This is a genomic window from Methylobacterium organophilum (assembly GCF_022179465.1).
Classification (GTDB): domain Bacteria; phylum Pseudomonadota; class Alphaproteobacteria; order Rhizobiales; family Beijerinckiaceae; genus Methylobacterium; species Methylobacterium organophilum.
The window spans coordinates 19,531-39,559 of record NZ_BPQV01000009.1 but is presented as its reverse complement, the minus strand read 5'-3'; the positions used below and the strand labels follow the sequence as shown (position 1 = coordinate 39,559).

Sequence of the window (20,029 nt, the reverse complement as noted above, 5' to 3'; positions counted from 1 at the left end):
CCTCCATGCCCCTCTACTTCGCCTACGGCGCCAACATGGATGCCGCCGCGATGGCCCTGCGCTGCCCGGCCTCGCGGCTGATCGGGCGCGGCCGCCTCAACCGCCATCGCTTCATCGTGATGAAGGAGGGCTACGCCTCGGTGGTGCGGGCGCCGGCCTCCACCGTCTGGGGCGTGCTGTGGGACCTGGCGCTCGCCGACGTGCCGGCGCTCGACCGTTACGAGGGCGTGGCGAGCGGGCTCTACCTCAAGGCTTCGCAGCCCGTCGTCACCGAGACGGGCATCAAGCGCGCGCTGATCTATCTCGGCCGCAGCACCGCCGCCGGCATTCCGCGGCCCGGCTATCTCGACGCGGTGCTCGCCGCGGCCCGGGCGGCGCAGCTCCCCGGGCCCTACATTCAGGAATTGCAGAGCTGGATGCGGCGCGCGCAAGGATAAGATTCGCTCGCGCACAATCCATGGCACCGATCGTGCCTCTCCTCCGGTCACGAACCAACCGGAAGGACGCCTCCATGGATTTCGTCAAACCCGCCGAGATGGCCAAGGCCATGAGCGATTCGGGCGTCGTGCGCGCCGATCTCCCCATCCGCGACATGCTGGTGCGCGGCATGATGGCCGGGGCCCTACTCGGCATCGCCACCAGCCTCGCCGTCACCGGCGCCGTGCAGACCGGCGTGCCCTTCGCCGGGGCCATCATCTTCCCCGTCGGCTTCGTGATGATCGTCTGCCTCGGGCTCGAGCTCTGCACCGGCAATTTCGGCATCCTGATGCTCTCCTACATGGAGGGCCGGATCGCCGTCGCGCCGATGATGCGCAACTTCGCCTGGGGCTTCCTCGGCAACCTGATCGGCAGCCTGCTCTATGCCCTGCTGCTCGTGATCGCGCTGACGAATTTCTGGCACACCGGCATCGACGCGAACCCGGTCGCCAAGAAGATCGTCGAGATCAGCCAGGCCAAGACGCTCGTCTACCAGAACCTCGGCACGGCCGGGATGATCACCTGCTTCGTCAAGGCGATGCTGTGCAACTGGATGGTCTGCCTCGGCGTGACCATGTCGATGATGTCGACCTCGACCTTCGGCAAGATCTTCGGCGCCTGGCTGCCGATCTTCCTGTTCTTCGCCCAGGGCTTCGAGCACGCCGTGGTCAACATGTTCATGATCCCGGCCGGGATGATGCTCGGCGCGCCGATCTCCTTCGAGCAATGGTGGGTCTGGAACCAGATCCCGGTCACGCTGGGCAACTTCGCCGGCGGCGTGCTGTTCATCTCGCTGGCCTGGTACCTGACCTACCGCCCGAAGGCCGCCGCCCCCAGCCGCGGCGAGGCGAGCCCCGCCTCCGCGGCGATGGCGGTGCATTGACGAACCCCACGCTCCGCATCGACCATGCGCCCGGACCGATCCCCGGTCCGGGAGCATGGCCGCTTGAGCAAGACAGCCGTCCACGTCGTCGTCAGCGGGAAGGTCCAGGGGGTGTTCTACCGGGCCTGGACCCGGGAACGGGCGCTCGCCCACGGCCTCGACGGCTGGGTGCGCAACCAGGCGGACGGGACGGTGGAGGCCGTGTTCTCCGGCCCCGAGGAGGCCGTGCAGGCGATGCTGGCCGAATGCCGGGAGGGCCCGCCCGCCGCGCGCGTCGCCGACGTGGCGACGAAGCCGGCCGAGCCCGTCCTCACCCAGGGCTTCGCGGTGACGGATTAGCGTGACACGGGGTGCGCGGCCTGTGCTAGGCGCTGGCCCATCGTTTCTCGTCGCCATCGGCCATGTGGGATCTGCACGCCTTCTCGCTTCTCGACCTCGCGGGGCTCCTGTTCTTCATCGCGTCGTGGTTCGGCTACGCCGTCGCCGTGCAGCGGCGCAGGGGCGGGCGCCTGAGCCTGACGCAGCTCATGAACCGGCAGCGGCGCCTCTGGGCCGAGCAGATCGTCAGCCGCGACAACCGGGTGGTCGACACCACCATCAACGCCTCGCTACAGAACGGCACCGCCTTCTTCGCCTCGACCTCGCTGATCGCACTGGGCTCGGTGCTCACCCTGTCGCGCTCGGGCGACGACGTGCTGACCCTGTTCGGGGCGCTGCCCTTCGGCACCGTCGCCTCGCGGGCGACCTGGGAGATCAAGGTCGCCGGCCTCGCGGTGGTGTTCGTCTACGCCTTCTTCAAATTCGCCTGGGCCTATCGCCTGTTCAATTACGGCGCGATCCTGATCGGCACGATCCCGCCCAAGGGCTCGGGCGCCTCGCTGGACGCGATGCACCGGGCCGCGCGGCGGGCGGCGGCGATGAACGTCGCCGCCGGCAGCCATTTCGCCAAGGGACAGCGTGCGTTCTTCTTCGCGCTCGCCTATCTCGGCTGGTTCGTGAGCGCGCCCGTGCTGATGGTCGCCACCGCCTGCGTGGTGCTGGTGATGTGGCGCCGCCAGTTCGCCTCGCGCATCCGGCGGGAACTGCTCGCCGAGGAGGAGCCCCATGAAGCCCGCTGACAGCGCGATCGAGGAGACGCTGCTCCACCTCGTCACCGAACGGGGGGCCGACAAGACGGTCTGTCCCTCCGAGGTCGCCCGCGCCCTCGGCGGTCCGCATCCGGACGGCTGGGGACCGCTGATGCAGCCGGTGCGCCGGGTCGCCGTGCGGCTGACCAAGGAGGGCCGCATCGCGATCCTGCGCAAGGGCAAGCCGGTGCCGGACCCCGACGACTTCCGGGGGATCTATCGGCTCGGCCTGCCGCGGGACGCGTGATCAGGGCTTCGGCATCCAGTCGTCGATATAGCCGGCGAGCTTGTAGGCGATCAGGCCGACCCATTCCTTCACGCTGATGTCGAACTGGTAGAGCCCGTCCGAGGCGAAGGTCTGGAAGCGGAAGGCCGCCTGCGGGCCGCCGGTGCGGTAATCGACGGGATAGGCGGTCACGTCGAAGCCGGCCTTGCGGAAGCAGCCCACCGCCCGCGGCATGTGCCAAGCGGAGGTGACGAGCAGCCAGCGCTCCCCCGGCTTCGGCTGGAGGATCTGGGCCGAGTAGATCGCGTTCTCGCGGGTGTTGCGGGAGCGCTGCTCCAGGATCAGGCGGTCGCGGGGCAGGCCCAGCGTATCGGCGTGACGGCTCACCGTCTCGGCCTCGGTGACCGTGCCCGGATGCAGGCTGCCGCTGCCGCCGGAAAAGAGCAGCCGTGCCTTGGGATAGCGCCGGGCGAGGTCGGCGAAGGCGATCTCCCGCTCGCCCGCATCGTTCTGGCTGAGCTGGCCGCGCTCGGCCGAGGTGGTGGTCTCGATGCTCCCGCCGAGGGCGATGATGCCGGTCACCGGCCTCCCGTCATCCGTGAAGGCCGGGAAGCGCTGTTCCAGAAGCAGCATCGACCAGTTGGGGAGGGGCGCCAGCCCCGCGAAGAGCAGGGCGAGGGGGCTCGCCAGGCAGAGCACGCGGCCGAGCCCGCGCCCGATCTCGGTGAAGAGCAGCAGCGCCCCGACGAGCCCGAGGAGAATCAGGAAGTTCGACGGGGTGAAGGCGAAGAAGGCGAGCTTCGAGAGAGGGAAGAACATCGGTTTTCCGGATCGCGGGGAGCGCCCGTGCGACGGGCCTGTCTCATCAGCCATGGAAAGCCTCGCGGCGCATCCATCTCGGGGCACGGATCCGGGATGCGCCGTCAGAACGGCCGAGGTGGACCGATTGTTGCGCCTACCCGGTCTCGGCGACCGGCGGCGGATACGGATGCTCCCGGCCGGACGGGTCGGTGACGTGGAGGGCGCCCCCCTCGCGGCGCAGGTAATCCGGGCCGACCGGCACCTTGCCGTGGCCGCCGGGGATGTCGAGCACGTAGGTCGGCTGGGCGAGGCCGGAGAGCCGGCCGCGCAGGGCCCGCATCAGCGCCTGCCCCTCGGCGATCTCGGTGCGCAGATGCCCGGTGCCGGGGGCGAGGTCGCCGTGATGCAGGTAATAGGGCTTGATCCGGTTCTCGACGAAGGCGCGCATCAGCGCCTCCAGCGTCGCCGGGTCGTCGTTGACGCCGCGCAGCAGCACGCTCTGGCTCACCATCGGCACGCCGGCATCGACGAGCCGGGCGCAGGCGGCCCGGGCGTCCTCCGTGAATTCCCGCGGATGGTTGGCGTGCAGGGCCACGAAGACGGCGCCCCGGAAGCGCCGGAGCGCGGCCACCAGCGCCGCCGTGACCAGGGCCGGATCGACCACCGGCACCCGGGTGTGGAAGCGCAGCACCTTCACATGCGGGATCGCGTCGAGGGCCTCCGCGATCTGGCCGAGGCGGCGCGGCGACAGGGCGAAGGGATCGCCCCCCGTCACCACCACCTCCCAGATCTCCGGATGGTCCGCGACGTAGCGGAAGCAGGCGGCGAGCTCCGCCTCGCTCAGGGTGCCGAGCCCGGCGGGGCCGACGCGCTCCCGGCGGAAGCAGAACCGGCAATAGACCGGGCAGACATGCAGCGGCTTCAGGAGCACGCGGTCGGGATAGCGGTGCACGATGCCGGGCAGCGGCGCATGCGCGTCGTCGCCGATCGGGTCGGCGCGTTCCTGCGCCAGCGTCTCCATCTCCTCCGCCCGCGGGAGGAACTGGCGGGCGATCGGATCGGCGGGGTCGTCCCGCTCGATCAGCGCGGCCATGTCGGCGGTGACCGAGACGGCGTAGCGGGCGGCGACCGCCTCGAGGCCGGGCAGGTCCTCCGCCCGCACGAGGCCGGCCCGGGCGAGATCGGCCGGGCTGCGCAGGGGCTTGGTCATGCCGGCACGCCCCGGGCGACGGGGGTCCAGATCACGTCGTCGATGCGCGGGGCGCCGGTGGCGAGCATGACGAGCCGGTCGAAGCCGAGCGCGATGCCGGAGGCCTCGGGCATCGCGGCGAGCGCAGTCAGGAAATCCTCGTCGATCGGGTAGCGCTCGCCGTAGACCCGCGCCTTCTCCACCATCTCCGCCTCGAAGCGGCGGCGCTGCTCGGCCGCGTCGGTCAACTCGCCGAAGGCGTTGGCGAGCTCGACGCCGCAGGCATAGAGCTCGAAGCGCTCGGCCACCCGCGGATCGGCCGGGCTCGGCCGGGCCAGCGCCGCCTCGCTCACCGGATACTCGCACAGGATGGTCGGGCGCCCGAGGCCGAGATGCGGCTCGACCAGCCCGACGAGGACGCGGGAGAACAGGTCGGCCCAGGTGTCGTCCTGCGCCACCCGCAGGCCGCTCGCCGCGACCGCCGCGGCGAGGGCGTCCCGATCGGTCGCCCCGCTCGCATCGATCGTCGCCAGGAGGTCGATGCCGGCATGGCGCGCGAAGGCCTCCGCCAGGGTCAGGCGCTCGAAGGGCGCGAAGGGATCCGCCTCGCGCCCGCGCCAGCTCAGCTTGCCGGCATGGGCGGCCTCCGCGGCGAGGGCGAGGAGGCCGGCGCAATCCGCCATCAGCGCGTCGTAGCTCTCCCCCGCCCGGTACCATTCGAGCATCGTGAATTCGGGATGGTGCAGGGCGCCACGCTCGCGGTTGCGGAAGACGTGGGACAGGTTGAACAGGCGCGGCTCGCCGGCCGCGAGCAGCTTCTTGCAGGCGAATTCCGGCGAGGTGTGCAGGTAGAGCGCGTCGCTGCTGCCGTCCGGCAGGAGCGCCTGCGTGGCGAAGGCCGAGAGATGCGCCTCGTTGCCCGGCGAGACCTGCAGGGCCGCGGCCTCGACCTCGACGAAATCGCGCGCGGCGAACCAGGCGCGGATCTGCGCCGCGATGCGGCTGCGCGCCATCAGGAGCGGGCGGCGGTCGGCATGCACGGCCGGCGACCACCAGGGGGAGGGGGCGCTGCTCAAGAGCGGACGGTCTCCGTCTGGCCTCGAGGCCACGGATAGGTTAGGGGCTGCGCAGGAATTTCGCTTCCGCGGTTCTCAGAACCCTCGGGAGCCGTCGTCGTTTTCGTCAAAGCAAGGTCCAAACCCGTGAAGGTGATCGCCTCAACGCTCCGCAAGGGGAACGTCGTCGAGAAGGACGGCAAGCTCTACGTCATCCTGACCGCCGAGAACATCCACCCCGGCAAGGGCACGCCCGTCACCCAGCTCGACATGCGCCGCATCACCGACGGCGTGAAGGTCTCCGAGCGTTACCGCACCACCGAGCAGGTCGAGCGCGCCTTCGTCGAGGACCGGGAGCACACCTTCCTCTACCAAGACGCCGAGGGGTATCACTTCATGAACCCCGAGAACTACGAGCAGATCGCGGTGCCCGAGGACGTGATCGGCGATTCCGCCCCCTACCTGCAGGAGGGCATGGCGGTGATGCTCTCGATCCACAACGCCACCCCCCTCGCCATCGAGCTGCCCCAGCGCGTCACCCTCGAGATCGTCGAGACCGAGCCGGTGACCAAGGGCCAGACCGCCTCCTCCTCCTACAAGCCGGCGATCCTCTCGAACGGCGTGAAGACGAGCGTCCCGCCCCACATCACCACCGGCACCCGCGTCGTCATCATGACGGCCGACGGCTCCTACGTGGAGCGCGCCAAGGACTGAGGTCCGGGGCCTCGCCGGCAGGCCCGCCCGTCGCGATCCGAAGCGGCGCCCGATCCCAGCGCGATCGGGCGCCGTTTTCGTTTCCGCCGCCTCAGGGCGCCATCCCGTTCCCGGTGGCGGCCTCGTAGCAGTCCTGCGACAGGGCCTGCGCCCTCTGGCGTTCGAGGGGCGTGAAGCCGCCGAGGCCCCACAGGCCCTCCCGGCGCAGGGCCGCGCCGGTGCAGCGGGCGGCGATCCGGCAGCCGTCCGGGCGGCCGCCGGTGCGCTCGCATTGGGCGGCGTAGTCCCGCTGGAACTGGGGCAGCCCCGCCCGCGGATGCGGCCCGGTCAGGAAGGCGATGCCGGACAGGATCGCCAGCAGCAGCGGCTGGTGGACGAGATAGATCGCGAGGCTGTGGCGCCCGGCGAAGGATGCCGCGCGCGCAAGTCCGCTCCGGGCCTGCCAGCGCCCGAGCGGCCCGCGCAGCAGGCGCGGCGCCCCGGCCTTCGCCGCCGCGAGGCCGAGGAGGACGAGGCCGAACCAGGGGAAGAGCGGCACGTAGTCGTTGGTGCGCGGCGGGATCGTCCGCAGCCCCAGGAAGGACAGGACCGGCTCCTCCAGCAGCGCGTGCCGGACCCAGAACGGCGCCGCGACGACGGCCGCGGCCACGAGCGCCGTGACCAGGGGCGGCAGGCGCAGGAAGGGCAGCGCCAGCAGGCTGGCCACGGCGATGCAGTGCAGGACGCCGAAGAAGATGTAGGCGTCGGGAAACCACCACCAGGTCGCCGCCGTGATCGCCAGGGCCGCCCCGCCGATGCGCGCGAGCCGGGCAAGGAAGGGGTGCCAGCGCAGGCCGCGCCCGTTGGCGAGCCAGAGCCCGATTCCGACGATGCTCAGGAAGCTGCCGGCGATCAGATGCGCCGCGACGTGGCCCGGGCCGGTCAGCGCGTAATTCTCGGGCGTCAGCTGCAGGAAGCCGAGATCCCAGGTGGCGTGGTAGAGCGCCATGGCGGCGAGCGCCGCGCCGCGGGCGGCGTCGAGGGCGTCGATGCGGGTGCGGGGAGGGGAGGCGAGGGCCGGCTCGGTCATCGCCCGGGCAGTAGCATCTCGCCCGCGCGGTTGCGACGGACCCGCGGGGCGACCTCCGATCTCTCGCGAACGTGTGTCGTGGAGAGCCGGCAACTCGGGAAAAGCAACATCGGCAGGCAAGGCTGCCGGCCAAACGGGCTTCCGCAGAGTCTGGACTTTGTTAATCTGTCTTCCGAAGTGCGTGTAGCGATTCGATACGGGTAGAGTCGATGTCGAACGATCCAGGTTCCGAGCCGGCCGGCTCCCGCTCGTCCGCGGACCTGGACGCGCGCCGCGCCGAGACGGAGGGCGAGGCCGAGCGTCCCCTCGACCTCATCGAGGTAGCCGGGCGCATCAAGTGGTTCGACGTCTCGAAGGGCTTCGGCTTCATCGTGCCGGATGACGGCTCGCCGGACGTGCTGCTCCACGTCACCTGCCTGCGGCGGGACGGGCATCAGGGCGTGAGCGAGGGCGCGCGCATCGTGGTGGAGGCGGCGCGGCGCGCGCGCGGCTGGCAGGCCTTCCGGGTCCTCTCCCTCGACCAGTCGACGGCGATCCACCCCTCCGAGCTGCCGATGGCGCGCACCCATGTGAGCGTCACGCCGACGAGCGGCCTGGAGACGGCGGTGGTGAAGTGGTTCAACCGCCTGCGCGGCTTCGGCTTCCTCAGTCGCGGCGAGGGCACGCCGGACATCTTCGTGCATATGGAGACCCTGCGCCGCTTCGGCATCGCCGAGCTGAAGCCCGGCGAGCAGGTGCTCGTGCGCTACGGCGATGGCTCGAAGGGTGCTATGGCGGCGGAAGTCCGCCTCGTCGAAGGGGCGCTTCCGGCTTCCCACTGACGCTTCAAGGCACCCATGAGACGCTTCGCCCGGACGATCTGCCTCGCCCTTCTCGCCGGACTCGCGGCCGCGCCCCTGCTGCACGGGCCCGCTGCCGTGGCCCAGGAGGCCGGGCAGGCCGCGACGGAGCCGCTCACCATCGTCTCGAAGAACGGCCCGCACCGTTTCGCCGTCGAGGTGATGCGCAACGATGCCGACCGCTCCCGCGGCCTGATGTTCCGCCGTTCGATGGCGGCCGATCACGGCATGCTGTTCGACTTCGAGCAGCCGCAGCCCGTGACCATGTGGATGAAGAACACCTATCTGCCCCTCGACATGGTGTTCATCCGCGCGGATGGGACGGTGGCGCGGGTCGCCGCGGACACCGAGCCGCTGTCGACCAAGATCATTCCCTCGGGCGAGCCGGTGCTCGGCGTGCTGGAGCTGAATGCCGGTGTCGCCGCCAAGCTCGGGATCCGCGCGGGCGACCGGGTGCAGCACGGGATGTTCGGCGCCCGATAGGCGCCAACCCGCGACATTATCGAACGCATCGTGAACAAACGCTTGACCCCGCAAGCGATGCGTTCCTATGTTCCATGAATGTTCCCATCTGCTTCGGTCGAGGCTGCGGCAATCACGGAGGGGCGCTCATGGACGAGACGGAGCTTCTGGACGACGTCGCCGGCGAAGCCGTGCTGTTCGAGAACGCGGAATGGCGCGTGACCGAGGACGGGATGGAGCATCGCCGCACGCTCTACTTCATCGCCCGTGACGTTCTGGGCGCCCGGCGGGAGAACGGCCTCTGGAACTGGCCGCTTCATCTCGCCGAGAAGGGCTGGTGCACGCCGCGCTTCTTCCGCGAGGCCTTCGTGCAGGCGCTTCAGCATTTCGGCATCGCCCGCGACGCGCATCTCGCCCCCTCCTTCGCCATCGGCTTCGGCCTGAGGCCGAACCTGCGCGGCGGTGTGCCGGAAGGCTTCGTCGCCCTCGGCGACGTGCTCGTGCAGGATTCCGAAGAGACGAAGCGCCTCGCCGTCGCCGCCTGACGGGCTCGCGCTACATCCCCCGCAACGGGAGGTGTAGCGATGCAGCAGGACAGCGTGCGGCGCGAGGACGAGGCGCCGAACCTCGGCGGATTGGACGGCCTGGTGCCGCAACCCTTCTCCCGGCGAGGCTTCGTGATGACGAGCCTGATCACCGGCCTGACGCTGGCCACGCCCCGCGTCGAGGCGCAGGTGATCCGGACCGATGCCGAGGGGATCGAGGCCGGCGAGGTGAAAATCCCGGCCGCCGACGGCCCGATGCCGGGTTACTACGCCGTGCCGAAGGGGGAGGGGCCCTTCCCGGTGATCCTGGTGATCGAGGAGATCTTCGGCGTCCACGACTACATCAAGGACATCTGCCGGCGCCTCGCCAAGGCCGGCTACTGCGCCGTCGCGCCGGAACTCTATGCCCGCCAGGGCGACCTCTCGACCATGACCGACGTGAAGCAGATCGTGGCCGAGGTGATCGCGAAGACGCCGGACGCCCAGTGGATCGGCGATCTCGACGCGGCCGCGGCCTGGGCCGCCTCGGCCTCCCGTGGCGACCTGTCGCGGCTCGGGGCGATGGGCTGGTGCCGGGGCGGGCGCGGCGCCTGGCTCTATGCCGCGCACCGGGCCGACCTGAAGGCGGCGGTGGCCTGGTACGGCCCCCTCGGCGGAGAGCGCACGCCGATCCAGCCCCGCACGGCGGGGGACGTCGCCCCCGAGATCCAGGCCCCGCTGCTCGCCCTCTATGGCGGGGCCGATAGCGGCATTCCCGTGGCCTCCGTCGAGGAGGCCCGCGACAAGGCCAGGGCGGCGAGCCGGAGCGTGGAGCTCGTGGTCTATCCCGAGGCGCCGCACGGCTTCCACGCCGATTACCGCCCGAGCTACCGCAAGGCCGCGGCCGAGGATGGCTGGGCGAAGGCGCTCGCTTTCCTGAAGGCCCACGGCGTCGCCTGAACGGCGGCTGAAATGCCCGGCGCCATAGCGCTTGCCGCGCGTAGGCTCCGCGATAATTCCACGCGTAGTTGCCCCTTCAACACAGACGCGGCGGCGCAAGAGCCTATCGTTGCACTGCGTCGGAGAGCGGCTTCGGCGAGCGGCGCGATTCCGCCGGACGTCGGAGAGTGAAGCAGGGCCATGGGTGACGGGCGCCATGACTGACCTTCCGCACGCGGAAAGGAAGCCGGTGATCCTCGTCGTCGAGGATCAGCCCGACGAACGATTCCTCGCGGCCGAGATGCTGGAGGAGACGGGCTTCGCCGTGATCGAGGCCGAGACCGCCGAGCGGGCGCTCGCCATCCTCAACGACCGCGGCGAGGAGGTCGACGTGGTCTTCTCGGACGTGCGCACCCCGGGCTCGATCGGCGGCTTCGAGCTCGCCCGCATCATCGGCGTCACCTGGCCGAGGGTCCGCGTGCTGCTGACCTCCGGCGAGGCCGGCGACCAGCCGAGCGACCTGCGCGTCTCGGCGACCTTCATCCCGAAACCCTGGCGCGCGCCCGAGATCCTGGCCTGGCTCGAGGAGGCGGCGCGCCATCAGCGCCCCCTGGACGACGAGGGGTGAGCGGGGACAACGGTGACAGCGGTCGGGGCGCCGTCGTCAGCGGGGTTGAATCTGTTATGAAGGCCCCCTTCCGTGAGTGCCCGCCCCAGATCGAGCCGAGGATGCGCCTGACCACTCCTTTCATCCGTGCGGCCAGCCTGCTGGTCGCGGCGCTCCTGCTCACCGGAACGGCCGAGGCGGCGACCCCGCCCGGCCAGCCGGCCGAAGGCCCGGGCGGAATCGGCGACAAGGCGGCGAGCATCGTCAAGCGCGGAGTGGGGATCGGGCGTGCCGGGGCGGGGAGCTTCGTCTTCTACAAGGCGGGCGCGGCGCCGGAGGGCGGCCGCCCCGTCGCGGTGTTCCTGCATGCCTGGGGCGCGCCGAATCCGCAGGCCTACGGCGCCTGGATCGACCACCTCGCCCGCAACGGCTGGCTCGTGGTGTTTCCCCGCTTCCAGGAGGTCAACCGCACCCGGCCGGCCGACGCCACCGCCAACGCGCTGCGGGCGCTGAAATCGGCCTTCGACGATCTCGCGGCCGACGCGGAGGCCAAGCCCGATCCGAAGCGCCTCGCCGTGATCGGCCATCTCGCCGGGGTGCCGCTCGCCGCCAACATCGCCGCCGAGGCCGCCGCGACGGGGCTGCCGGCGCCGGCCCTCGTCTACGGCACGATGCCCGGCGGCATCGCCAGCAACCCGAAATCCCGGGGCATCCCGCTCTCGGAGCTCGCCCATATCCCGGCGGGCACGCTCCTCGTCACGGTGATCGGCGACAAGGACGCCCGCGCCGCCGACGCCGCCGGCCGCCGCATTCTGCGCGGCGCGACCACGGTGCCGCCTGACCGCAAGCTGTTCGTGCGCGCGCTCTCCGACGATCACGGCTTCCCGGCGCTCACCGCCACCCTGGCCGCGCCGGCGGGCGTCGATGCCGCCTATGACGGCGGCGCGATCAAGATGCCGCCGGAGCCGAAGGACGCCAAGGCGCCGCCCTTCAAGTGGTCGCCGGACATGGCCTTGACCGGCGAGCAGACCACCCTCGTCGCGCAGATCAACAATGCCCGGGTCGACACGCTCGACTATCTCGCCTTCTGGCGGACCTTCGACATGGCCGCCGCGGCGGCCTTCGCCGGCAAGGACGCCACGAGCCTGAAGGCGGATCCCGCCTTCGGCGACATGCAGCGCTGGAGCGACGGCTGGCCGGTCAAGCGGCTCGCCGTCGAGGTGCCCCGCGCCGCCCCTGCGACCCAAGCCGGCCCGCGCTGAGCCCGCGCCCGGCCCCATCTTCCCGTCCCAAGGCCCCTCTCGATGAAGCTGTTCCACTCCCACAGTTCGCCCTTCGTGCGGAAGGTCATGGTCTGCGCGCACGAGCTCGGGCTCGCCGACCGCCTCGACCTGCTGTCCGCCGCCGTGCATCCGCTCAACCGCGACCGCAACGTCCTGGCGGCGCATCCCCTGGCGCAGGCGCCGACCCTGATCGACGAATCCGGCGAGGGCATCGCCGACAGCCGGGTCATCTGCGAGATGCTCGACGCGCAAGCGGGACATCGCCTGTTCCCGATGGAGGGGCCGGCCCGCTGGCGCGCCCTCAACGAGCAATCCGCCGCCGACGGCGTGCTCGATGCGGCGCTGCTCATCCGCTACGAGCTGACCGCCCGCCCCGAGAACGAACGCTCGCAGGCCTGGATCGACGGGCAGCAGGCCAAGATCACGAGCACCCTCGACTGGTTCGAGCCGCGCGTCCCGCTGCTCGCCGACCGGCTCGACATCGGCACGATCGCGCTCGCCTGCGCCCTCGGCTATCTCGACCTGCGATTCCCCGATCTCGGCTGGCGCGCGGGGCGGCCGCAGCTCGCCGCCTGGTACGACGCCTTCGCGCAGCGTCCCTCGATGCAGGCGACGCGCCCGCCGGCAGCCTGAAGGCGGAGATTCGGTGTCGCGGGCGCAACAGGCCGCCCGCGATCACGCGTCGTCCCAGGGAAAGAGGCGCGGGCGGCCCGCGGGGATGGCTCGGCGATTGCTAAGCTTTAGCCGGCTCCACGGGAATGCACGCCCATGCCGGATTTCGTCGCCAGCCTCGCCGCCGCCGCGGTCTTCTGCCTCGCCCTGATCGCCCTCGACGCGCTGACCCGCTTCGCCCTGCAGTGGCACATCGCCCCCGAGGGTCTCGGGGAGCGCGGCTTCCTGCAAATCGGCGGCGCCTTGGCCCTGGCCCACGTCACCTATCGGCGCGCGGTTCAGAACCAGGCGGGCGTCGCGAAGGAATAGTCGACCTTCAGGCCGAGACTGAACTGGTTCGGGTTGCCGAAGGGGCGGCGCACCAGCGGGCTGTCGGCCGCGTCGCCGAGGATGCGGCTGTAGCCGCCATAGACCGTGTAGGCCCAGGTCTCGTTCGGCGTGTAGGTCAGCGCGGCCAGGCCGCCTGCCGCGTAGAAGCTGTTCGGGCGATAGGGCGTCACGCGGCCGTTGATGGCGGCCTCGAACGGCTCGACCCCGAAATACTTCCGGGCATAGGTCGCGTCGCCGAAGTTGAAGCGCGGGCCGATCGAGAACTGGAAGCGGTCGAACGGCAGGATGTAATCCGCGCCGAGCGAGCCGACGAAGCCGTGATGGCCGTAGACGCCGTGGCGCAGTTCCAGCCGCGCGCGGATGTTCGACACGGGATAGACCTCGGCGAACACGCCGGGCTCGATCGCGAAGCGCGCGTCGCGGAAGCCGAGCAGATGGCGCTGGTCGTCGCCGAAATAGCGCCCCGGCACGTAGCGGGCGGTCGGGCCGAGCCGCAGCAGGTCGGTGTCGTAGAGCGCGAAGCTGAAGCCGTCGTCGGGCGACGAGAAGCGGCGCGGCTCGCCCGCATGGCGGATGTCGAGGGACGGATATCCGATGGCGGTGTAGCGCGAGGCGCCGGGATAGCGCGGGCTCGCGGCCACGTTGCCCGTCACGGTGACGATCCAGGTGTTGGGATCGACCTGGGTGAAGACCGGCTGCGTCGGGGCGATGCGGTCGGAGAGGTCGGCGGCGGCGGCGCTGCCGCCCGCAAGCAGGACGGCGCAGAGGGCAGCGCAGGGAAGGGCGAGGGGACGCTTTGTTTCCATGCCCCCGGTTATGGACATATTGGGCCGCCGCCGCACGGGGAGCTTGGCCGTTTAATCCCGATTGAGTCGCGCTGTGTCAGGGGCGCAACGAACCGGACATGTGAAGAACGGCCGCCCCGGCGGTGGCAGCCGTCCTTGGCGATGGCGTGTCGAACCTCTCAGAAGTAGGACTTCAAGGTTCCGCGACGGCGCACGTCGAGGGTGGCGCAGTGGAACGAACCGCCGAACGGGCCGTAGGACAGGAACGGCGCCGGGATCGGATCGAAGCCCCAGTCCTTGAGCGCCTTGATCAGCGTCGGCTGGCTCTGGTCGACGACGATCTTCTTCTCGTCGATGGCGAGCACGTTGATCGAGGTCCAGGGCGAGCACATCGAGATCTTGCTCATGAAGCCCGAGACCGGGTCAGGGCGCGGGGCGATCAGCACGTCCCACTTCTTGAGCACGGCCGGCAGCTTCTCGACGTCGATGTAGTCGGGATTGACCAGGACCTTGCCCGGCGCGAGCGGCATGAAGGACGAGTCGATGTGCATCGGCTGCGGGCAGCGGCTCTCGATCTCGTGGATGCGGAAGCCCGGCCCGAGGTGGCGGCGCAGCCACTCGATGCCCATCAGGTTGGTCACGTTGGAGCGGGTCACGAACAGGTCGCGGCCGCAGCGCACGAAGTCGGCCGCGTCGAAGACCGGCTCGAACTCGTTGACCGTGAACTGCATGGGCTCGCCGGCCTTCAGGTTCGGCACCCGGTAGTCGTAGTTGTACAGATCGTCGGTCAACTGAGGACGCGGCGCCGAGGTCCAGCGGGCGCCGGCCCGGAAATACTCCTTGAAGAGCGAGCGGTAGGCATCGCCCTCGAAGTAGCGCGAGCGCCAGCACATCGGGCTCTCGATGATCTCGTCGCCGATCACGAGATAGGGATCGCGCGGGCAGGCGACGCAGAAGCCGCGGGAGGTCCAGCGGGGCGCCTTGAACTTCTTCGAGAAGTCGACCGAATCGGGACGGCGCACCTTCACGCCTTCGCCGGCCAGGATCGAGATGAAGTTGTCGAGCTCGGCCTGAGCGAGCTTCTTCATGAACTTCGGATATTTCCAGCCGGAGGCGAAGCGGTAGAACGGCTGGGCCGCCCGCGGCAGGTTGAAGATCACCGTGAGGTGGTGGGTCGGGATGGTCGCTCCGTCGAGGGAGCCGACGATCACTTCCTCCAGCGGGTCCCACTCGTTCCAGGCCATCACCGGGCTGCGGGGAGCGGGATCGCGCCGAGCGTCGGTGAAGGCTCCGGACGAGTCCGTCGTGCCGGCATCGAGCAGGGCGCTCTCCGCAGGGAAAGGCATCTCGCGGTCCATGATTCCCTCTGAGATTGTTCCTTGAAGGCGCTGCGCAATGATGCAGGAAAGCCGGCCGAAGCGCCTGTTTGCCTAACGGTGTGTCTATCGGGTGATAGACACCACCTTTCAAAGCTGCAACTTCGGAAGACGCTCCGCGCCTTGTCCGAGAGTGAACGCTCGAAGCTGCGGCGCAAATCCAACACCCCGAACGCCTCGTGCGATGAAAGAGGGTTATGAAGCGCCTCACCACACTGGCCCTGATCGCGGGACTGTGCACGGCGGTCGGGCTGTTCCTCTCCTCAGGGCTGCAGGACGTGTCGGCTGCGGTCGTCAGCGCCGGCTGGGGCGCGCTCGCCGTCGTCGCCATTCGCGGCCTCGCCGTGGCCTGGGCGGGCCTCGGCTGGTTCGTCGTGTTCCCGTCCCGTGAACGGCCGGCCCTGAAGGATTGCGTGTCGCTGCGCTTCGTGCGCGAGGGCATCAACACCCTGCTGCCCGTCGCCCAGGTCGGCGGCGACCTGATCGGGGCGCGCCTCCTGACCAAGCGCGGCACGCCCGGCGGCATGGCCGGCGCCAGCATGTTCGTCGACCTGATGACCCAGGCCGTGACGCAGCTCCTGTTCACGGTGCTCGGCCTCGCCCTGCTGATCCGGCTCACGGGCGACGGCCCGATCGCGCATGTGGTCGAGGGCGGCCTCGTCGTGGCGGTGCCGGCCTTGATCGCCTTCTACGTGATCCAGCGCCGCAGCGGGCATCGCCTGATCCAGGCGGCGCTCTCCCGCTTCGCCGCCGCCCGCGAATGGCGGGCGCTCGGCGCGGTCGACGTGCTCTACGACAGCCTGCGCCGGATGTACGGCAACGGCCCCCGCGTGCTCCTCGCCATCCTTCTGCATTTCGTCGGCTGGATCATCGGCACCTTCGAGGTCTGGGTCTGCCTGAACGCCATGGGCTTCTCGGTGGGCTTCACCGAGGCCCTGGTGATCGAGAGCCTCGCCCAGGCCGTGCGCGGCGCCGCCTTCGCCATTCCCGGGGCCCTCGGCGCCCAGGAGGGCGGCCTGATCGCCCTCTGCGCCCTGTTCGGCATCCCCGCGGAGGCGGCCCTCGCCCTGTCCCTCGTCAAGCGCGTCGCCGATCTCTCCATCGGCATTCCCGGCCTGATCGCCTGGCACGCCATGGAGGGCAAGGCCGCCGTCGAGAAGCCGGAAACCTTCGATGCGATCCGGGCACGCTTCGGCCGCATTTTCGAACCGGGCCGCAGCTACGGGATCGCCGCCAATGTCGTGAGTGCGCCGGCCAGGACGCCCGACATCGAGCGCCCGGAGTTCAAGAAATGCGCCTGACTCGCCGCGTCCTCTCGGTCGCCGCAGCTCTCTTCCTCTTCGGGACGGCCCCGGTCCTCGCCGCGGACGACCCGGCCATCGCCACGGTCGCCAAGCTCTACGGCACGGTCGAATCGGCGCTGAAGAGCGGGGCCAACGACGTGAAGAGCCGCGTCGACGCCGTCGGGCCGACCTTCGCCGAGGTGTTCGACACCGCGACCATGGCGCGCATCGCCGTCGGGCCGAAATGGAAGAGCTTCACGCCCGAGCAGCAGGGCGCCGTGGCCGAGGCGTTCCGCAGCTACTTCGTCGCCCTCTACGCCCGGCGCCTCTCGCAGGCGGCCGGCGGCAAGTTCGACATCAAGCCGCAGAGCGAGGAGCAGGGCCCGAACCGGATCGTGCGCAGCCGCGTGACCAGCAAGGACGGCGACGAGACCGACGTCGACTACGTGGTCAGCCCGGAGGGCCGAATCCAGGACGTTCTGCTCAACGGCAATGTCAGCGAGGTCGCCTCCATGCGGGCCGGCTTCTCCGAGCCGTTGAAGACCGGTGGGGCCGAGACGCTGGTGGCGTATCTGCGCGAGCGCACCGCGGGCATGCTGGCTCCCAAGCCCGCACCCTAGACCACGCCTCCCCGACCTTTCGCGCCGCTCGCGCAGCGGTATCCGCCCTCGACGAAAGCCCCAAGCGACGCCTCCCATGGATCTGACCGCGTTGTCGTCCTGGATCTCTCCGCTGCTGCTGGCGCTGGCGCTGGCGGGCTGCGTCTACGTGCTGCTCGCGGCCTTCCTCGCCGGCCGCTTCGCCCGTCGCCCGTCGCCGCGCCTGCCCGCGGAGGCGCCGCGCCCCTCCGTGACGATCCTGAAACCCCTCTGCGGCGACGAGCCGGATCTCGAAAAGAATCTCGCGAGCTTCTGCGCCCAGGACTATGCCGGCCCGGTCCAGGTGGTCTTCGGCGTGCAGACGGCGACCGACCCGGCGATCGGCGTGGTGCGGCGGCTGCAGGAGCGCTTTCCCCGCCTGCGCATCGACCTCGTGCTCGATGCGAGCCAGCACGGCTCGAACCGCAAGGTCTCCAACCTGATCAACATGTCGAAGGCGATCGCGAACGACGTGATCGTGCTCGCCGACAGCGACATGAGCGTGCGCCCCGACTATCTCGATCGCATCGTCGCCGAGCTGTCGCAGCCGGGGGTGAGCGGCGTCACCTGCCTCTACCATGGCGTGCCGGGCGAGCGCGGGCCCTTCGCCCAGCTCGCGGCCCTGGCCATCGACGTGCAGTTCGCCACCAACGTGATCGTGGGAACCTCCCTCGGCCTCGCGAAGCCGTGCTTCGGTTCCACGATCGCGCTCGAGCGCAAGTCCCTGGCCCGCATCGGCGGCTTCGAGGCGTTCCGCAACGACCTCGCCGACGACTACGCCATCGGCGAGGCCCTCCGCGCCGATGGGAGTCGGGTCGCGATCCCGAACTTCACCATCGGCCATGCCTGCGTGGATACGGCGCTCTCCGGGTTGTGGCGGCACGAGCTGCGCTGGAACCGCACGATTCGGAACGTCGATCCCGCGGGCTATGCCGGCTCCATCGTCACCCACGCCTTCCCGCTGGCGCTGATCGGGGCGCTGCTGCCGGGCGCCGGCACCGCCGCGCTCGCCGTCGCCGCGCTGGCGCTCGCCTGCCGGATCCTGCTCTGCCTGCGCGTCGAGCGCGCCTTCGGCCTGGCACCCCACGCCTACTGGCTGTTGCCGATCCGCGACATGCTCTCCTTTGCAAGCTTTACCTGGAGCTTCGTCTCCGGGGCCGTGACATGGAAAGGTCACGATTACCGTGTGGTTGCGGACGGTACGCTGATCCCGGAACACGGTCTGGCTCAGAAGACCGGCGCCACCTCGGTCTAAGTTTTTCATAATTTAACGATGATCGTCCCCACAGCTTAGCTTGAGGCCTTGAACCCCATGCGCACGCTCTTCCTGCAGGCACCCACCTTCGATGGCTTCGACGGGGGCGCCGGCTCCCGCTATCAGGCCAAGCGCGAGATCAAGTCGTTCTGGTATCCGACCTGGCTGGCCCAGCCCGCCGCCCTCGTCGAGAATTCCAAGCTGATCGACGCACCGCCCCACAAGACCAAGCTCGAGGAGATCCGCGGCCAGGCCAAGGACTTCGATCTCGTGGTGCTCCACACCTCGGTCCCGTCCTTCAAGTCGGACGTGAAGACCATCGAAGCGCTGAAGGCCGAGAACCCGAATCTGAAGGCCGGTCTGATCGGCGCCAAGGTCGCTGTCGATGCCGCCGGCTCCCTCGCCCAGGCGCCCGCCGTCGATTTCGTGGCCCGCAACGAGTTCGACTTCACGATCAAGGACGTCGCCGACGGCGTCGACATGTCCCAGATCAAGGGTCTGTCCTACCGTAACTCTTCGGGCGTCATCGTTCATAACGAAGACCGTCCGATCATGACGGACATGGACCAGCTGCCCTTCGTCACGAGCGTGTACAAGCGCGACCTCGTCATGGAGAACTACTTCATCGGCTACCTGAAGCACCCGTACATCTCGTTCTATTCCGGCCGCGGCTGCAAGAGCCGCTGCACCTTCTGCCTCTGGCCGCAGACGGTCGGCGGCCACACCTACCGCACCCGCTCGGTCGGCCACGTGATCGAGGAGATCAAGTACTGCCTGAAGGCGTTTCCGCAGACGAAAGAATTCTTCTTCGACGACGACACCTTCACCGACAACCTGCCCCGCGCCGAGGAGATCGCCCGCGAGCTCGGCAAGCTCGGCGTGACCTGGTCCTGCAACGCCAAGGCCAACGTGCCGCGCGAGACCCTGAAGATCCTCCGCGACAACGGCCTGCGCCTGCTGCTCGTCGGCTACGAGTCCGGCAACCAGCAGATCCTTCACAACATCAAGAAGGGCATGCGCGTCGAGGTGGCCGAGAAGTTCACCAAGGATTGCCACGAGCTCGGCATCGCCATCCACGGCACCTTCATCCTCGGCCTGCCCGGCGAGACGAAGGAGACGATCCAGGAGACGATCAAGTACGCGACCCGGATCAACCCGCACACGATCCAGGTGTCGCTGGCGGCGCCCTATCCGGGCACCTTCCTCTACAAGCAGGCGGTGGAGAACGGCTGGCTCGACGTGGAGAACGCGGAGCTCGTCGACGAGAACGGCGTGCAGGTCGCGCCGCTGCACTACCCGCATCTCTCGCATACCGAGATCTTCAACTCGGTCGAGGACTTCTACAAGAAGTTCTACTTCCGCGCCCCGAAGATCGCCTCGATCGTCGGCGAGATGGTCCGCTCGCCGGACATGATGAAGCGCCGCCTGCGCGAGGGCGTCGAGTTCTGGCACTTCCTCAAGGACCGTCAGTCCGGCGCCAAGGCTGCCTGAACGG

General features: G+C 69.7%; 24 protein-coding genes. 18 read left to right on the top strand and 6 right to left on the bottom strand.

Annotated elements, in window-relative coordinates:
• The first annotated feature begins 5 nt into the window (after positions 1-5).
• The 5 genes from MFF21_RS15320 (at position 6) to MFF21_RS15300 (ending at position 2,734) form a co-directional block, all read left to right on the top strand.
• A complete protein-coding gene (locus MFF21_RS15320; protein ID WP_238312058.1) occupies positions 6-437 on the top strand; it encodes a gamma-glutamylcyclotransferase family protein in 432 nt (143 codons plus the stop codon).
• A 74-nt stretch (positions 438-511) separates the two neighbouring features.
• On the top strand, positions 512-1,360 hold the full coding sequence (locus tag MFF21_RS15315) for a formate/nitrite transporter family protein (protein ID WP_238312057.1): 849 nt from the start codon (positions 512-514) through the stop codon (positions 1,358-1,360).
• Between the two features lie 63 nt (positions 1,361-1,423).
• Positions 1,424-1,699 (top strand): acylphosphatase, encoded by a 276-nt coding sequence (locus MFF21_RS15310; protein WP_238312055.1) that lies wholly within the window; start codon positions 1,424-1,426, stop codon positions 1,697-1,699.
• Positions 1,700-1,761: 62 nt separating this feature from the next.
• Complete coding sequence (locus MFF21_RS15305) at positions 1,762-2,478, top strand: DUF599 domain-containing protein (protein WP_238312053.1); 717 nt, start codon at positions 1,762-1,764, stop codon at positions 2,476-2,478.
• Positions 2,465-2,734, top strand: a complete 270-nt coding sequence (locus tag MFF21_RS15300) for a DUF3253 domain-containing protein (RefSeq protein ID WP_238312051.1) — start codon at positions 2,465-2,467, stop codon at positions 2,732-2,734. Before MFF21_RS15305 ends, MFF21_RS15300 begins: the two co-directional genes overlap by 14 nt.
• On the opposite strand, the gene MFF21_RS15295 is transcribed toward MFF21_RS15300, so the two are convergent.
• From MFF21_RS15295 to epmA, 3 genes are all read right to left on the bottom strand, one after another.
• On the bottom strand, positions 2,735-3,532 hold the full coding sequence (locus tag MFF21_RS15295; RefSeq protein ID WP_238312050.1) for a YdcF family protein: 798 nt from the start codon (positions 3,530-3,532) through the stop codon (positions 2,735-2,737).
• 136 nt (positions 3,533-3,668) lie between these two features.
• A complete protein-coding gene (locus MFF21_RS15290; RefSeq protein ID WP_238312048.1) occupies positions 3,669-4,724 on the bottom strand; it encodes a lysine-2,3-aminomutase-like protein in 1,056 nt (351 codons plus the stop codon).
• Positions 4,721-5,779, bottom strand: coding sequence for an EF-P lysine aminoacylase EpmA (epmA, locus tag MFF21_RS15285; protein ID WP_238312046.1), 1,059 nt, complete (start codon positions 5,777-5,779; stop codon positions 4,721-4,723). The genes MFF21_RS15290 and epmA overlap by 4 nt, the downstream gene beginning before the upstream one ends.
• A 126-nt stretch (positions 5,780-5,905) precedes the next feature.
• Here epmA and efp point away from each other — a divergent pair, with 126 nt between their 5' ends.
• Positions 5,906-6,472 carry an elongation factor P gene (efp, locus tag MFF21_RS15280; RefSeq protein ID WP_238312044.1) on the top strand — a complete coding sequence of 189 codons (567 nt, stop codon included), beginning with the start codon at positions 5,906-5,908 and terminating at the stop codon, positions 6,470-6,472.
• Positions 6,473-6,563: 91 nt separating this feature from the next.
• On the opposite strand, the gene MFF21_RS15275 is transcribed toward efp, so the two are convergent.
• Entirely contained in the window at positions 6,564-7,541 is a 978-nt protein-coding gene (locus MFF21_RS15275) for a heparan-alpha-glucosaminide N-acetyltransferase (protein WP_238312042.1), read from the bottom strand.
• A 209-nt stretch (positions 7,542-7,750) separates the two neighbouring features.
• On the opposite strand from MFF21_RS15275, the gene MFF21_RS15270 reads away from it, so the two are divergent.
• From MFF21_RS15270 to MFF21_RS15235, 8 genes are all read left to right on the top strand, one after another.
• Complete coding sequence (locus MFF21_RS15270; RefSeq protein ID WP_238312041.1) at positions 7,751-8,362, top strand: cold-shock protein; 612 nt, start codon at positions 7,751-7,753, stop codon at positions 8,360-8,362.
• Positions 8,363-8,377: 15 nt separating this feature from the next.
• On the top strand, positions 8,378-8,863 hold the full coding sequence (locus MFF21_RS15265; protein WP_238312039.1) for a DUF192 domain-containing protein: 486 nt from the start codon (positions 8,378-8,380) through the stop codon (positions 8,861-8,863).
• A 128-nt stretch (positions 8,864-8,991) separates the two neighbouring features.
• On the top strand, positions 8,992-9,387 hold the full coding sequence (locus MFF21_RS15260) for a hypothetical protein (RefSeq protein ID WP_238312038.1): 396 nt from the start codon (positions 8,992-8,994) through the stop codon (positions 9,385-9,387).
• Positions 9,388-9,426: 39 nt separating this feature from the next.
• Positions 9,427-10,326, top strand: a complete 900-nt coding sequence (locus MFF21_RS15255) for a dienelactone hydrolase family protein (RefSeq protein ID WP_238312035.1) — start codon at positions 9,427-9,429, stop codon at positions 10,324-10,326.
• 196 nt (positions 10,327-10,522) lie between these two features.
• A complete protein-coding gene (locus MFF21_RS15250) occupies positions 10,523-10,933 on the top strand; it encodes a response regulator (RefSeq protein WP_238312034.1) in 411 nt (136 codons plus the stop codon).
• A gap of 101 nt (positions 10,934-11,034) precedes the next feature.
• Positions 11,035-12,174: an alpha/beta hydrolase family protein gene (locus MFF21_RS15245; protein WP_238312032.1), complete on the top strand. Its 1,140-nt coding sequence runs from the start codon at positions 11,035-11,037 to the stop codon at positions 12,172-12,174.
• A 42-nt stretch (positions 12,175-12,216) separates the two neighbouring features.
• Positions 12,217-12,828, top strand: a complete 612-nt coding sequence (locus MFF21_RS15240; protein WP_238312030.1) for a glutathione S-transferase family protein — start codon at positions 12,217-12,219, stop codon at positions 12,826-12,828.
• A 135-nt stretch (positions 12,829-12,963) separates the two neighbouring features.
• Positions 12,964-13,176: a hypothetical protein gene (locus MFF21_RS15235; protein ID WP_238312028.1), complete on the top strand. Its 213-nt coding sequence runs from the start codon at positions 12,964-12,966 to the stop codon at positions 13,174-13,176.
• Here the strand turns inward: MFF21_RS15235 and MFF21_RS15230 are convergent.
• Both MFF21_RS15230 and MFF21_RS15225 read right to left on the bottom strand, forming a co-directional pair.
• Positions 13,146-14,003: a MipA/OmpV family protein gene (locus MFF21_RS15230; RefSeq protein ID WP_238312027.1), complete on the bottom strand. Its 858-nt coding sequence runs from the start codon at positions 14,001-14,003 to the stop codon at positions 13,146-13,148. The genes MFF21_RS15235 and MFF21_RS15230 overlap by 31 nt on opposite strands.
• 158 nt (positions 14,004-14,161) lie before the next feature.
• Positions 14,162-15,340 carry an amidinotransferase gene (locus tag MFF21_RS15225; RefSeq protein ID WP_238312026.1) on the bottom strand — a complete coding sequence of 393 codons (1,179 nt, stop codon included), beginning with the start codon at positions 15,338-15,340 and terminating at the stop codon, positions 14,162-14,164.
• Between the two features lie 215 nt (positions 15,341-15,555).
• Here MFF21_RS15225 and MFF21_RS15220 point away from each other — a divergent pair, with 215 nt between their 5' ends.
• The 4 genes from MFF21_RS15220 to hpnJ all read left to right on the top strand — a co-directional run bounded on the left by MFF21_RS15220 (position 15,556) and on the right by hpnJ (position 20,025).
• Complete coding sequence (locus tag MFF21_RS15220; protein WP_238312025.1) at positions 15,556-16,659, top strand: HpnL family protein; 1,104 nt, start codon at positions 15,556-15,558, stop codon at positions 16,657-16,659.
• The gene (locus tag MFF21_RS15215; protein ID WP_238312023.1) at positions 16,650-17,261 is read left to right on the top strand and encodes an MlaC/ttg2D family ABC transporter substrate-binding protein; all 612 of its coding nucleotides are present in this window, start codon (positions 16,650-16,652) and stop codon (positions 17,259-17,261) included. Before MFF21_RS15220 ends, MFF21_RS15215 begins: the two co-directional genes overlap by 10 nt.
• 76 nt (positions 17,262-17,337) lie before the next feature.
• Positions 17,338-18,534: a bacteriohopanetetrol glucosamine biosynthesis glycosyltransferase HpnI gene (hpnI, locus tag MFF21_RS15210; protein ID WP_238312020.1), complete on the top strand. Its 1,197-nt coding sequence runs from the start codon at positions 17,338-17,340 to the stop codon at positions 18,532-18,534.
• 57 nt (positions 18,535-18,591) lie between these two features.
• Complete coding sequence (gene hpnJ, locus MFF21_RS15205; protein WP_238312018.1) at positions 18,592-20,025, top strand: hopanoid biosynthesis associated radical SAM protein HpnJ; 1,434 nt, start codon at positions 18,592-18,594, stop codon at positions 20,023-20,025.
• Positions 20,026-20,029: the final 4 nt, after the last annotated feature.

Excerpts from the sequence above, each read along its gene's own strand:
- MFF21_RS15295 (WP_238312050.1), bottom strand. The coding sequence starts at position 3,532 with ATGTTCTTCCCTCTCTCGAAGCTCGCCTTCTTCGCCTTCACCCCGTCG.
- MFF21_RS15245 (WP_238312032.1), top strand. The coding sequence starts at position 11,035 with ATGCGCCTGACCACTCCTTTCATCCGTGCGGCCAGCCTGCTGGTCGCG.
- MFF21_RS15240 (WP_238312030.1), top strand. The coding sequence starts at position 12,217 with ATGAAGCTGTTCCACTCCCACAGTTCGCCCTTCGTGCGGAAGGTCATG.
- MFF21_RS15315 (WP_238312057.1), top strand. The coding sequence starts at position 512 with ATGGATTTCGTCAAACCCGCCGAGATGGCCAAGGCCATGAGCGATTCG.
- MFF21_RS15255 (WP_238312035.1), top strand. The coding sequence starts at position 9,427 with ATGCAGCAGGACAGCGTGCGGCGCGAGGACGAGGCGCCGAACCTCGGC.
- MFF21_RS15300 (WP_238312051.1), top strand. The coding sequence starts at position 2,465 with ATGAAGCCCGCTGACAGCGCGATCGAGGAGACGCTGCTCCACCTCGTC.
- MFF21_RS15220 (WP_238312025.1), top strand. The coding sequence starts at position 15,556 with ATGAAGCGCCTCACCACACTGGCCCTGATCGCGGGACTGTGCACGGCG.
- MFF21_RS15265 (WP_238312039.1), top strand. The coding sequence starts at position 8,378 with ATGAGACGCTTCGCCCGGACGATCTGCCTCGCCCTTCTCGCCGGACTC.
- MFF21_RS15250 (WP_238312034.1), top strand. The coding sequence starts at position 10,523 with ATGACTGACCTTCCGCACGCGGAAAGGAAGCCGGTGATCCTCGTCGTC.
- MFF21_RS15270 (WP_238312041.1), top strand. The coding sequence starts at position 7,751 with ATGTCGAACGATCCAGGTTCCGAGCCGGCCGGCTCCCGCTCGTCCGCG.
- MFF21_RS15260 (WP_238312038.1), top strand. The coding sequence starts at position 8,992 with ATGGACGAGACGGAGCTTCTGGACGACGTCGCCGGCGAAGCCGTGCTG.
- hpnI (WP_238312020.1), top strand. The coding sequence starts at position 17,338 with ATGGATCTGACCGCGTTGTCGTCCTGGATCTCTCCGCTGCTGCTGGCG.
- MFF21_RS15235 (WP_238312028.1), top strand. The coding sequence starts at position 12,964 with ATGCCGGATTTCGTCGCCAGCCTCGCCGCCGCCGCGGTCTTCTGCCTC.
- MFF21_RS15320 (WP_238312058.1), top strand. The coding sequence starts at position 6 with ATGCCCCTCTACTTCGCCTACGGCGCCAACATGGATGCCGCCGCGATG.
- MFF21_RS15225 (WP_238312026.1), bottom strand. The coding sequence starts at position 15,340 with ATGGACCGCGAGATGCCTTTCCCTGCGGAGAGCGCCCTGCTCGATGCC.
- MFF21_RS15275 (WP_238312042.1), bottom strand. The coding sequence starts at position 7,541 with ATGACCGAGCCGGCCCTCGCCTCCCCTCCCCGCACCCGCATCGACGCC.
- hpnJ (WP_238312018.1), top strand. The coding sequence starts at position 18,592 with ATGCGCACGCTCTTCCTGCAGGCACCCACCTTCGATGGCTTCGACGGG.
- MFF21_RS15230 (WP_238312027.1), bottom strand. The coding sequence starts at position 14,003 with ATGGAAACAAAGCGTCCCCTCGCCCTTCCCTGCGCTGCCCTCTGCGCC.
- MFF21_RS15305 (WP_238312053.1), top strand. The coding sequence starts at position 1,762 with ATGTGGGATCTGCACGCCTTCTCGCTTCTCGACCTCGCGGGGCTCCTG.
- MFF21_RS15290 (WP_238312048.1), bottom strand. The coding sequence starts at position 4,724 with ATGACCAAGCCCCTGCGCAGCCCGGCCGATCTCGCCCGGGCCGGCCTC.
- MFF21_RS15215 (WP_238312023.1), top strand. The coding sequence starts at position 16,650 with ATGCGCCTGACTCGCCGCGTCCTCTCGGTCGCCGCAGCTCTCTTCCTC.